Source organism: Rhizobacter sp. P5_C2 (assembly GCF_054049715.1).
Genome location: NZ_JBFULV010000155.1, coordinates 1 through 11,657, shown reverse-complemented (window position 1 = coordinate 11,657; position 11,657 = coordinate 1). Strand labels below are relative to the sequence as shown.

Below are 11,657 nucleotides of genomic sequence, written 5' to 3'. Positions count from 1 at the left end.
GCTGGCGGCCGGGCTGGCCGCGACCGCGCCGAGCGCGCCGGCCGAGGCCCCGACCGTCGTCAACCTGCCGACACCGGTGGATGCGCCGGATTTCACGCAATCGCTGGGTGTGCAGGTCAGCATGCTGGCTGCCGACGGCGTGCAGCAGGCCGAACTGCACCTGAACCCGGCCGAGATGGGGCCGATCTCGGTGCAGATCGCGATCGACGGCACGCAGGCGCAGGTCGATTTCGGTGCCGACATGGCGAGCACCCGCCAGCTCATCGAGAACGGGCTGCCCGAGCTGGCGTCCGCGCTGCGCGACGCCGGTTTCACGCTGACCGGCGGCGGCGTCTCGCAGCAGGCGCGCCAGGGCTCGTCGGAGGGCGGCCAGGGCCGCGGCGAGGGCGGTTCGCGCTCCCGCAGCAGCATCGGCGGCGTCGAAGCGGCGGAAGCGGCCACCCCGCGCCGCAGCACCGCCCGCGTGTCGGCCGGTGGGCTCGACCTCTACGCCTGACGCTCGGGGCTGGGCGGCCGAACGGCGTGGTTTTCCCCCGCTTTTCGCGCTTTAGGATTTCCGCCCGTTTTCCATAATTTCCCCATTGCAACCCGCGAGTGCGGCGCCGTCGTGGCGCTGCCGGCCGGGGGGCCATCGAGGGAAATTCCATGTCCACTGCCGTCGCTGACGCCCCTGCCGGTGCAGCCCCGAAGGGCAAGAAGAAGCTGATCGTCATCGTGGCCGCCGTGCTCGCGCTGGCGCTGGCCGGTGGCGGCGCCGTCGTGGTCATGAAGAAGAAGGCCGCCGCGGCCGCCGCAGCCGCCGAGGAAGAAGACGGCGAGGACGCCGGCGCCGCCGCGCCCGAGAAGCACGCCAAGGACGAGCACAAGACCGTTCCGACCTTCGTGCCGCTGGACGTGTTCGTCGTCAACCTGGCCGACAAGGATGCCGAGCGCTTCGCGCAGATCGGCGTCACGCTGGAAGTCGACGACCCGAAGTTCGCCGAACAGCTGAAGGTCTACATGCCGGCCATCCGCAGCGGCATCCTGATGGTGATGTCGCACAAGACCTCGCAGCAACTGCTCGAAGGCGAGGGCAAGATCCAGCTCGCCCGCGAAGTGATGCGCGAAGCCGTGCTGCCGCTGGGCATCGAGGCCGATGCCGACGACGCCGACAGCGACGACTCCCCGAAGTCGAAGAAGAGCAAGAAAAAGCGCAAGCCTGCGGTGCACAACCCGGTCACGCACGTGCACTACTCCACCTTCATCATCCAGTGATGCAGGTCTTCGTCGTCACGACCGGGCCCACGCCATGAACCAGCAGATCCTTTCGCAAGACGAAGTCGATGCGCTGTTGCAGGGCATCACCGGAGAGAGCCAGAAGCTGGAAGAGGAAGAGGTCCAGCACGGCAGCATCCGCAATTACGACATTGCCAGCCAGGAGCGGATCGTTCGTGGGCGCATGCCCACGATGGAGATCATCAACGAGCGCTTCGCGCGCAACATCCGCATCGGGCTGTTCAACTTCATCCGCAAGAGCCCGGAAATCTCGATCGGCGGCATCAAGGTGCAGAAGTACAGCGCCTTCCTGCGCGAGATCGTGGTGCCGACCAACTTCAACATCGTCTCGGTGCGCCCGCTGCGCGGCAGCGGCCTGGTGGTGTGCGACCCGACGCTGGTGTTCGCGGTGATCGATTCGCTGTTCGGCGGCGCGGGCAAGTTCCACACCCGCATCGAGGGCCGCGATTTCTCGCCGACCGAGCAGCGCATCATCACGCGCCTGGTCGACGTGGTGACCGAGGAATACAAGAAGGCCTGGCACGGCATCTACCCGCTCGAGCTGGAATACCAGCGCTCGGAGATGCAGCCGCAGTTCGCCAACATCGCGACGCCGAGCGAGATCGTCGTCGCCACCAGCTTCACGCTGGAGATCGGCGACACCACCGGCACCATCCATTTCTGCATCCCGTATTCGACGCTGGAGCCGATCCGCGACGTGCTGTATTCGACCATCCAGGGCGACAGCAACGAGCCGGACAAGCGCTGGGTCAACCTGCTGAAGCAGCAGATCCAGTCGGCCGAGGTCGAGCTGGTGGCCGAGCTCGCGCAGGCGCCGGCCACCGTGGAGCAGCTGCTGTCGTTCAAGCCCGGTGATTTCATCGAGCTCGACCTGCAGGCCGGCATCCAGGCCAAGGTGTCGGGCGTGCCGGTGTTCGACTGCCACTACGGAACCTCCAACGGCAAGTACGCCTTGAAGATCGATCAACTGTTGACCGCCTCGTCCATGAGCTGGTTGGGAGAAAACAATGTCAGCTGACAACGCAGCGCCGTCCGAAGAGGACGCGATGGCCGCCGAGTGGGCCGCCGCACTCGCCGAAACCAAGCCCGAGACCGCCTCCGAGGTGCAGAACGCGGCCGAGCAGGTGTCGCCGGTGGCGTTCACGAACTTCGCGTCGGGTGCGGGGCCGTCGGCGCCGAACGACATCAACATGATCCTGGACATCCCGGTGCAGCTCACCGTGGAACTGGGCCGCACGCGGATTCCGATCAAGCACATCCTGCAGCTGGCGCAGGGCTCGGTGGTCGAGCTCGACGCGCTGGCCGGCGAGCCGATGGACGTGCTGGTCAACGGCTACCTGATCGCGCAGGGCGAGGTGGTGGTGGTGAACGACAAGTTCGGCATCCGGCTGACCGACATCGTGACCCCCAGCGAGCGCATGCGCCGCCTGAGCAAGGGTGCCTGAGCGATGTCACCTGCGATCACGTCGTTCATGTGGTTCGTCGCGATCATCGCGATGATCCCGGTGGCCCTGTGGCTGCTCAAGCGCACGCCGATGGGCGGTGCCGGCGGGCTGGGCGTGATGCGCAGCGTGGCCGCGCTGCCGCTGTCGTCGAGCCAGCGCCTGGTCACCATCGAGGTGGGGCAGGGCGACGAGCGCCGCTGGCTGGTGCTGGGCGTCACGCCGCAGAACATCACGGTGCTGCACAACATGGCGCCGCAAAGTGAAGCGGCGCCGCCGCAGATGCCGGCGGTGCATCCCGCCTTTGCACAAATCTTGTCGCGTTTCCGTCGTGACCAAGGATCGACCGGTGAACGCTGAGCAACTTTTTTCTTCGGCCCGCGTGCGCCGCATCGGCACGATCGCTGCCTTGACGGTGTTGTCGGCCGTTCCTGCAGTGGCTTTAGCCCAGGCTGCGCCGGTCGGCAACGGCGCGCTGCCGCTGCTGGTGGGGCAGGGGGCAGGTGGCACCAGCTACTCGGTGCCGATCCAGACGCTGCTGTTCTTCACCGCGCTGTCGTTCCTGCCGGCCGTGCTGCTGATGATGACGGGCTTCACCCGCATCGTGATCGTGCTGAGCCTGCTGCGCCAGGCGATGGGCACGCAATCGGCACCGCCGAACCAGGTGATCGTCGGGCTGAGCCTGTTCCTGACCTTCTTCGTGATGAGCCCGACGCTGGACAAGGTCTACGCCGATGCGTACCAGCCATATTCGGAGAACAAGATCGCGTTCGACGAAGCGCTGAAGCGCGGCGAGGTGCCGATGCGCGCCTTCATGCTGAAGCAGACGCGCCAGGCCGACCTGATGCTGTTCTCGAAGCTCGCGAAGGTGGATGCCGCGGTGAAGGCCGCCGACGTGCCGTTCAAGGTGCTGGTGCCGGCCTTCGTGACCAGCGAGCTGAAGAGCGCGTTCCAGATCGGCTTCCTGATCTTCATCCCGTTCCTGGTGATCGACATGATCGTCGCGAGTGTGTTGATGAGCCTGGGGATGATGATGCTGAGCCCGGTGCTGGTGGCGCTGCCGTTCAAGCTGATGCTGTTCGTGCTGGCCGATGGCTGGAATTTGCTGCTGGGGTCGCTGGCCGCCAGCTTCTCGACCTGAAGAGACGACGACCATGGATTCGCAACAAGTCTTCACGCTGGGCCAGCAAGGGCTCTACCTGCTGCTGATGGTCTCGGCCCCGGTGCTGCTGGTGGTGCTGGGCGTGGGCCTGCTGGTCAGCATCTTCCAGGCGGCGACGCAGATCCACGAGCAGACGCTGTCGTTCGTGCCGAAGATCGTCGCGGCGGTCGCGGTGCTGATGTTCGCCGGGCCGTGGATGCTGACGACGCTGGTCGAGTACGTGCAGCGCACGCTGACCTCGATCCCGACAGTGGTGGGCTGACGCAACCAGCCGTTCGCGCTGAGCAACCATGCTCACCTTCACCGACGCCCAACTCGCCGCCTGGCTGACGCCACTGCTGTGGCCGTTCATCCGCGTGCTGGCGCTGTTCAGCAGCGCGCCGCTGCTGTCGCAGAAGAACGTGCCGGTGCGGGTGCGCGTCGGCCTGGCCTTCCTGATCACGATCAGCGCGCAGGCCTCGCTGCCGGCGATGCCGGTGATCCCGCTCGACTCGCCGATGCTCTACGCGGTGGTGCTGCAGCAGGTGCTGATCGGCATCACGCTCGGCTTCTCGGCGCGCATCGTGTTCGCCGCGATCGAGTTCGCCGGCGAGCTGGTCGGGCTGCAGATGGGCCTGAACTTCGCCGGCTTCTTCGACCCGATGAGCGGTGCCGAGGGCAATGCGGTGGGCCGCTTCTTCGGCATCATCGTTGGCTGGCTGTTCATCATCATCAACGGCCACCTGCTGATGATCGCGGCGATGGTGCAGAGCTTCCAGGCCTTCCCGGTCAGCGCCGAGCCGTTCAGCTTCCTGCGGGTGCTGCAGCCGCAGCTGTGGGGCACCGAGGTGTTCAAGCTGGGGCTGTGGATCGCGCTGCCGATGGTCACGATGCTGCTGTTCGTGAACCTGGTGATGGGCGTGATCTCGCGCATCGCCCAGCAGATGAACATCTTCGCGGTCGGTTTCCCGATCACGCTCGGCGTTGGCCTGGTGGGCGTGCTGCTGACGCTGCCGATGATGCAGGCGCCGTTCACGATGGCGCTGGAGCAGATGCTGAGCAGGTTTCAGTAGGCCAGGCTGCGCGGAGCACCCGTTGCCGTCCTGACCCGGCAACGAGGTGTAGTCCGCGCTCAGAAGGGGCCTGCTCAGCTCAATCCGTTGTTGAGACGGTGGGTTGAGGCCAATATCGTGGAAGCTGCCATTCAATGTGACTGACGTCCGAGGAATTCAAGGTCATCTGCAGATAGGAATGGAGAGCTTGAAGGCCTGTCATGAAATTGACCAAGTCCTGCAGGCTGAAGCCGTCGTTGTCGGCGAGGGCGCTATTCATTGCACTGCCGTACTTTTTGAGTACTTCGAGGCGGGGATCTCCGTCTTGTAACTCAGAAATATGGGCATTGCAATCTGAAAGGAACGTCGTGAGTTGTGTCGCGTGAGTTCTTAACATGCCCCCTTTGCCGCAATTTAATACCCTCGAGGAGATAAATTTGCCTTGGGTCTGGATAAACTCATGAAGTCGTTCAATGCCGGCTTGATTGTTTTTTTGTATATTTGATTCTGTTTTGAATGCGGCCGGCATGGCAAATCCGACGATATGGTTCCGGATCTCGTATGGGAGTTGATTTAAGTCTTGAATGAACTTCTGTTCATTGAAAATCTCTTCAGCCCGGGAATCTGTTTCCGAGCTTCCCGAGCTTTCGGAGTTTGTGGGATCGACGGTCATGGTGTATCTCTGCGCACCATTTCGGACTTGACGAAATAAACCAGACAGCTTTGTGCCCGCTCGTCTCGCGCTGCGCTTGGCACCGGTTCCGACACGCTTGATGCCTTGGAGAATTGGTCGGCCGATATTTCTGGGGCTGATGCGATCTGTCATGGAACTTCCTTGTATTGCACAGGCAGTCGCACTGGTTGTGAAACTGCCAACGTTGAAGACCACCGTGAGTGGAGCCGAGCCGATGTCTGGTTCCTCGATGGGTTCGTCTGTTCGCTGACGCTGGCCCCTGACCGAGGACGGTTGGCTACAAACCGGGACGAAACAGGCCTTCTTTCCCCCTCTTGTCCTCGATGGATCCGTCTGTACGCGAAGGCAGGTTTCCGATCACGCTTGGCGTCGGCTTGGTGGGCGTGCTGCCGATGATGCCGGCGCCGTTCACGATGGCGCTGGAGCAGATGCTGAGCAGGTTTCAGTGAAGCGGGCCGAATCCGCTTCATCTTCGGTCGGCCCCGTCTCAATCGAGACTTTATTGATTGGAAATAATTTCCCGTCGAAGGATGTTTCCATTCTCATCCTTGGGAAGTGCGTTGACCAAGTTGGTATGCAATTGAGGGTAAGAAAGATAGTTGAGATCAAGAGGAGAAGCGGCTCCTTGATCAATGACGGCGGCTTTCTGATACAGCCTCATCATTTCAGTTCTGCAGGCTTCGGGATCACCCTTGAGCAGTGCTGTTTCCATGTAAATCACGTGGGACTGGAGGATCGCCAAGTGCGATCTCGTCGTGTCAGGGTATTTTGAAGAAGCTACATGCTTGTCGAAACCGTTGTTTGCGGACTTGATGGCTTTACGCAGCTCGGAGACGGACGGAAGAGACGTGATTGTGCCGTCTCCGTGCTTCGTGATTGTCTGGCAGGTGTTGTCGAGCGTTCTAGTAAGCACGGCACTGCACTGCTTGACTTCCTCTGGAAAATCTCGCCTGAGATTGGGGGTTTGGCGGACGATCTCATGAGCAATTTCCTTCGGTAAACCCTTTTGGCGCAGCAATAAGGCCACCATGGTCTTGTCGGGGCTTACAGGGAAGTCGAGGTCGTTTTCGGAAGTGGCTGATTCAGTGCTCGAGGAATCGTCAGGAATCGAAAGGTGCCGTGCGCTTTCTGACAGCGGATTGTCGCGTTCCAACGGGCGCTGTCGACGGGCCTTTTCCCTGATGTCGCGAAATAGTCCGGAGAGCTTCGTGCCTGCTCGACGCAGCTTACGGCCGGCACTGGTGCATGCATTTTGTGCACTGCTGGAAATAAATCGACACCCGTTTCTGATATTGCGATCCACTGAAATTCCTTTTGCGTTGGAGCAGGCTCGATTGACGGCTGCCAGTGCTTGTGACTCTCATAAGTGACCTCAACGGCGCCGACGTTCCCTGGTGGGTTCACCTCTCAGGGAGCCGGTCCATCAAAGATGCAGGCCACGTCCCTGAAATGTCAGGCCGTTGACGCCCTGAGCACCGAGCGGCACGCAATAGGACCGCTTTCCCCCCTCTGATCCGCCTCAAGTTCCGCCCCCACCCCGGAACAATCGCGGGAGCGCATCACCGCTCCCGCCATGTCCGACCAAGACCGCAACCTACCCGCCACGCAGCGACGACTCGACAAGGCCCGAACCGAGGGCCAGGTCGCTCGTTCGCGCGATCTGTCGCACTTCGCGGCGATCGCGGTCGGCGGCGCGGCGCTGGTGGCGGTGGCGCCGATGCTGGCGCGCTGGCTGCAGCAACTGCTCGCGTCCGGCCTGCAGTTCAACGCCGTGATGGCCAAGAACCCCGAGGCCATGGGCGAGCGCCTTTCCGAACTCACGCACAAGCTGCTGTGGGTCGTGCTGCCGATGGGCCTGCTGATGATGCTCGTCGGCGTGGCCGTCGCGGTCGCCGCGGGCGGCTGGGTCTGGACGCTGAAGCCGCTGTCGCCCAAGTTCGACAAGTTCAACCCGATCACCGGCATGGGCAAGCTGTTCTCGAAACAGCAACTGGTCGAGGCGATCAAGGGCGCCGTGCTGGCGCTGATCCTCGGCACCATCGGCGCGATGTACCTGCGTTCGCACGTCGAGATGTTCGCCGGTGCGCTGTCGATGCCGCTGCCGCAGGCGCTGTCGCACGTGGGCAGCACCATCGTCGGCGGCATGCTGCTGGTGCTGCTGGCGCTGGCCGCCTTCGCCGCGGTCGATGTGCCGCTGCAGCGCCAGCTGCACGCGATGCGCCTGAAGATGAGCCACCAGGAGGTCAAGCAGGAGCACAAGGAAGTCGAAGGCAACATGGAGATCAAGGCCAAGATCCGCGCCCGCATGCGCGAGATGGCCAATCGCCGCATGTTGGCCGCGGTGCCCACCGCCGACCTGGTCGTGATGAACCCGACCCACTACGCCGTCGCGCTGAAGTACGACGAAGGCAAGATGGGCGCCCCCCGGGTTGTCGCCAAGGGCGCCGACCTGATGGCCATGCGCATCCGCGACACCGCGAAGGAATCGAAGGTGCCGGTGCTCCAGGCGCCGGTGCTGGCGCGTGCGCTGTACGCCCACGCCGAGGTCGACCGCGAGATCCCGGCCGCGCTGTTCGCCGCGGTGGCCCAGGTGCTCGCCTACGTGTACCAGCTGCGCGCTGCACTGGGCGGCCGCGTTGCGCTGCCGGGCGCGCTGCCCGAACTGAACGTGCCGGACGAACTCGATCCGCACAACCCGAAGAGCGGCAAGCACGGCCTGAAGGCCACCGAGGACACTGAATGAACCCGCTGATCCGACAAATCCAGGGCTGGCTCGGCCCGCATGCCAAGGCGATCAAGGCGCTGATGGCGCCGGTCTTCATCATCATGGTGCTGTCCATGATGGTGTTGCCGCTGCCGGCCTTCGCGCTCGACCTGCTGTTCACCTTCAACATCGCGATGGCGCTGATGGTGATGATGGTCGCGGCCTACATGGTGCGGCCGCTCGATTTCTCGGCCTTCCCGACGGTGATCCTGCTGACGACGCTGCTGCGGCTGTCGCTGAACATCGCGTCCACCCGCGTCGTGCTGCTGCAGGGCCACACCGGCCCCGGCGCGGCCGGCAAGGTGATCGAATCCTTCGGCCACTTCCTGATCGGCGGCAACTTCGCGGTCGGCCTGATCGTGTTCGCGATCCTGGTGGTGATCAACTTCGTCGTGGTGACCAAGGGTGCCGAGCGCATCGCCGAGGTCGGCGCGCGCTTCACGCTGGACGCGATGCCCGGCAAGCAGATGGCGATCGACGCCGACCTGAACGCCGGCCTGATCGACGAGAAGGAGGCCAAGCGCCGCCGCCTCGAAGTGGGCAACGAGGCGGAGTTCTTCGGCTCGATGGACGGTGCCAGCAAGTTCGTGCGCGGCGATGCGATGGCCGGTTTGCTGATCCTGTTCATCAACATCATCGGCGGCTTCATCATCGGCGTGGCCCAGCACGACCTGTCGGCCTCGCAGGCGGCCGACAGCTACATCCTGCTGGCCATCGGCGATGCGCTGGTGGCCCAGGTGCCGGCGCTGCTGATCTCGGTGGCCGCGGCGATGGTGGTGTCGCGCGTCGGCAAGGAAGAAGACGTCGGCACGCAGGTCGCGAGCCAGGTCTTCAACTCGCCGCGCGTGCTGGCCATCACCGCCGGCGTGATCGGCCTGCTGGGCATCATCCCCGGCATGCCGCACCTGGTGTTCCTGCTGATCTCGGGCGCCATGGGCTATGCCGCGTGGTGGATGAACGAGCGCAACAAGCGCGTCAGGAACACCCCGCCGCCGGCCGCGCCGGTGGCCGAGCCGAACGCCGAAGCCAGCTGGGATGACCTGCAGCCGGTCGACACGCTGGGCCTGGAAGTGGGCTACCGGCTGATCACGCTGGTCGACAAGAACCGCGAAGGCGACCTGCTGCAGCGCATCAAGGGCGTGCGGCGCAAGTTCGCGCAGGATGTCGGCTTCCTGCCGCCGCCGGTGCACATCCGCGACAACCTGGAACTGAAGCCCAGCATGTACCGGCTGACGCTGCGCGGCGCGGTGGTCGGCGAGGGCGAGGCCTTCCCGGGCATGCTGCTCGCGATCAACCCGGGCGGCGCGACCACCCAGCTGATCGGCACCCGCACCACCGACCCGGCCTTCGGCCTGCCGGCCGTGTGGATCGAGGAGCGCCAGCGCGAATCGGCGCAGATGAACGGCTTCACGGTGGTGGACTGCTCCACAGTCGTCGCGACCCACCTGTCGCACCTGATGCAGCTGCATGCGGCCAAGCTGCTCGGCCGCGTCGAGACGCAGCAACTGGTCGAGCACGTGACCAAGCTCGCGCCGAAGCTGATGGAAGACGTGATCCCGAAGATGGTCGGCATCGCGAGCCTGCAGAAGGTGCTGCAGCTGCTGCTGGAAGAGGGCGTGCACATCCGCGACATGCGCTCGATCGTCGAGAGCCTGGCCGAGCATGCCGCGGTGGCGAGCGAGCCGGGCGAGCTGGCGCGGCGCATCCGCATCAGCCTGGCGCCGGCCATCGTGCAGCAGATCTACGGCCCGGTGAAGGAACTCGAGGTGATCGCGCTGGAGCCGGAGCTGGAGCGCCTGGTGACCCAGGCGCTGAACTCGCCACACGGCGCGGTGCTCGACCCGGGCGTGGCCGACACGCTGACGCGCAGCGCCGCCGCGTCGGCCAAGCGCCAGGAAGACCTGGGCCACCCGGCCTGCCTGCTGGTGCCGGACATGATCCGCGCGCCGATGGCGCGGCTCTTGAAGCGCGCCGCGCCGCGGCTGCGGGTGCTGGGGCACAGCGAGATCCCGGAGACGCATTCGATCCGGATCGGGTCGATCATCGGGGCGAACTGACGGGCATCGCCGGTGCTGTTGATTCGACAGCAATTGCTGTAAAGTTGACAGCAAATGAGCGACATCCTGACGGCCCTGTTCGGCGGCAAGACCAAGGCACGCATCCTCGAAGTGCTGCTGTCGAACCCCGACCAGACCTATCACTTGCGCGGCCTGGCCCAGGCGGCCGGCACGGATTCGGGCAACACCAGCAAGCTGCTGCGCGTGCTGGTCGACGGCGGGGTGGTGCGTGCGCTGCCGGACAGTCCATCGACGCGTTACGCGATCAACCTGGATTCGCCGCTGGCCGAGCCGCTTCGCTCCCTGTTCGCCCGCGCGGGCTCGCTGATGGAGGATCTTCGTACCAGGGCGCAAACGCTGGCGGCCACCTACATTGCGGTCTTCGGGTCGCAGGCAGCAGGAACGGCAGACGCCCTCAGCGACGTGGACGTGCTGGTCGTCGGCGAGTTGAGCGCGGTGTCCGCCCAGGCCGCCTTCAAGCCGGTCGGCCGCCGGCACCACAAGAGCATCAACGTCGTGGTCGTGTCGCCTCCCGAACTGGCGCTCCAGCTGAGCGTGGGCAGTGCCTTCTGGTCCTCCGTTGCCGCGGGGCCGAGGGTTGACCTGAAGGGAGTGTGGTCGGATGTTGCGAAGCGCGAAGCAGTCGCAGATCCGGGCCTCGGCCTTCGTCCCCTGCCCTCGGGACAAGACGTCGATCCGAGCGTGACCTGAGGGCCTTCAGACCCACCACGCGACGCTGCTGTCGCGATAGCGCAGCAGAACAAGGGGTCTTTCCCCCCTCTCATCCTCCTCAAGTTCCGGTCCCGCCCCGGAACAATGACGGCACGCATCCACCGCGTCCGTCCATGACCTCTGCCTTCCTGTCCACCGCCGTGCCCCCTCGGCACGAAACATCCCAAATGAAGGGATTTACGGTGGCTCATCGCCAGACCATGAACGGCTGCGCGCTCACACACTGGATGCCATTGCTTGCCACTGGTTCCTGCTCGATCTCCTGGAGCTCCCGATGAACGTCAAACGCTTCACCGCCCGCACTTCGCGCGACGCCCTGACCCTGGTCCGCCAGGCTTTCGGCGAAGACGCCGTCGTGCTCTCGACCAAGCCCTGCGCCGAAGGCGTCGAGGTGCTGGCCATGGCGCCGGAAAGCGTTCAACAGATCGAGCGCCTGTCGGCCGCCGGTCCGATCCCGCCGTCGCCGCCGGTCGCCAAGCGCGCCGCCGCGCCCCGCGCCC

At 64.6% G+C, this 11,657-nt stretch carries 14 protein-coding genes and 1 pseudogene; 13 read left to right on the top strand and 2 right to left on the bottom strand.

The window, feature by feature from the left end:
- The 8 genes from ACXJLU_RS31135 to fliR form a co-directional block, all read left to right on the top strand.
- Window positions 1–496: flagellar hook-length control protein FliK (locus ACXJLU_RS31135; protein WP_457337629.1), on the top strand; the 496-nt coding region annotated here is incomplete at its 5' end.
- A gap of 149 nt (window positions 497–645) precedes the next feature.
- Window positions 646–1,254, top strand: a complete 609-nt coding sequence (locus ACXJLU_RS31130) for a flagellar basal body-associated FliL family protein (protein WP_073468375.1) — start codon at window positions 646–648, stop codon at window positions 1,252–1,254.
- A gap of 34 nt (window positions 1,255–1,288) precedes the next feature.
- Window positions 1,289–2,293 (top strand): flagellar motor switch protein FliM, encoded by a 1,005-nt coding sequence (gene fliM / locus ACXJLU_RS31125; RefSeq protein ID WP_073468376.1) that lies wholly within the window; start codon window positions 1,289–1,291, stop codon window positions 2,291–2,293.
- Window positions 2,283–2,720 (top strand): flagellar motor switch protein FliN, encoded by a 438-nt coding sequence (gene fliN, locus ACXJLU_RS31120; RefSeq protein ID WP_047500484.1) that lies wholly within the window; start codon window positions 2,283–2,285, stop codon window positions 2,718–2,720. The genes fliM and fliN overlap by 11 nt, the downstream gene beginning before the upstream one ends.
- A gap of 3 nt (window positions 2,721–2,723) precedes the next feature.
- Window positions 2,724–3,077 carry a FliO/MopB family protein gene (locus tag ACXJLU_RS31115; protein WP_457337628.1) on the top strand — a complete coding sequence of 118 codons (354 nt, stop codon included), beginning with the start codon at window positions 2,724–2,726 and terminating at the stop codon, window positions 3,075–3,077.
- Between the two features lie 22 nt (window positions 3,078–3,099).
- Entirely contained in the window at window positions 3,100–3,858 is a 759-nt protein-coding gene (fliP, locus tag ACXJLU_RS31110; protein ID WP_457337630.1) for a flagellar type III secretion system pore protein FliP, read from the top strand.
- A 13-nt stretch (window positions 3,859–3,871) separates the two neighbouring features.
- Window positions 3,872–4,141, top strand: a complete 270-nt coding sequence (gene fliQ, locus ACXJLU_RS31105) for a flagellar biosynthesis protein FliQ (RefSeq protein WP_047584897.1) — start codon at window positions 3,872–3,874, stop codon at window positions 4,139–4,141.
- Window positions 4,142–4,169: 28 nt separating this feature from the next.
- The gene (gene fliR / locus ACXJLU_RS31100; RefSeq protein WP_073468380.1) at window positions 4,170–4,931 is read left to right on the top strand and encodes a flagellar biosynthetic protein FliR; all 762 of its coding nucleotides are present in this window, start codon (window positions 4,170–4,172) and stop codon (window positions 4,929–4,931) included.
- 79 nt (window positions 4,932–5,010) lie between these two features.
- On the opposite strand, the gene ACXJLU_RS31095 is transcribed toward fliR, so the two are convergent.
- Window positions 5,011–5,736 (bottom strand): hypothetical protein, encoded by a 726-nt coding sequence (locus tag ACXJLU_RS31095; protein ID WP_457337627.1) that lies wholly within the window; start codon window positions 5,734–5,736, stop codon window positions 5,011–5,013.
- A gap of 191 nt (window positions 5,737–5,927) precedes the next feature.
- Here ACXJLU_RS31095 and ACXJLU_RS31090 point away from each other — a divergent pair, with 191 nt between their 5' ends.
- Entirely contained in the window at window positions 5,928–6,053 is a 126-nt protein-coding gene (locus ACXJLU_RS31090; protein ID WP_457337626.1) for a hypothetical protein, read from the top strand.
- A gap of 50 nt (window positions 6,054–6,103) precedes the next feature.
- Here the strand turns inward: ACXJLU_RS31090 and ACXJLU_RS31085 are convergent, their stop codons facing one another.
- Window positions 6,104–6,907, bottom strand: coding sequence for a hypothetical protein (locus tag ACXJLU_RS31085; protein WP_457337625.1), 804 nt, complete (start codon window positions 6,905–6,907; stop codon window positions 6,104–6,106).
- A 270-nt stretch (window positions 6,908–7,177) separates the two neighbouring features.
- Between ACXJLU_RS31085 and flhB the strand changes: the two genes are divergently transcribed.
- The 4 genes and pseudogenes from flhB to ACXJLU_RS31065 form a co-directional block, all read left to right on the top strand.
- The gene (flhB, locus tag ACXJLU_RS31080; RefSeq protein ID WP_457337624.1) at window positions 7,178–8,347 is read left to right on the top strand and encodes a flagellar biosynthesis protein FlhB; all 1,170 of its coding nucleotides are present in this window, start codon (window positions 7,178–7,180) and stop codon (window positions 8,345–8,347) included.
- Window positions 8,344–10,425 (top strand): flagellar biosynthesis protein FlhA, encoded by a 2,082-nt coding sequence (flhA, locus tag ACXJLU_RS31075; RefSeq protein WP_457337623.1) that lies wholly within the window; start codon window positions 8,344–8,346, stop codon window positions 10,423–10,425. The genes flhB and flhA overlap by 4 nt, the downstream gene beginning before the upstream one ends.
- 54 nt (window positions 10,426–10,479) lie before the next feature.
- Window positions 10,480–11,136 (top strand): nucleotidyltransferase domain-containing protein, encoded by a 657-nt coding sequence (locus ACXJLU_RS31070; protein WP_457337622.1) that lies wholly within the window; start codon window positions 10,480–10,482, stop codon window positions 11,134–11,136.
- A gap of 295 nt (window positions 11,137–11,431) precedes the next feature.
- A pseudogene (locus ACXJLU_RS31065) lies at window positions 11,432–11,657 on the top strand (flagellar biosynthesis protein FlhF); the annotation flags it as partial.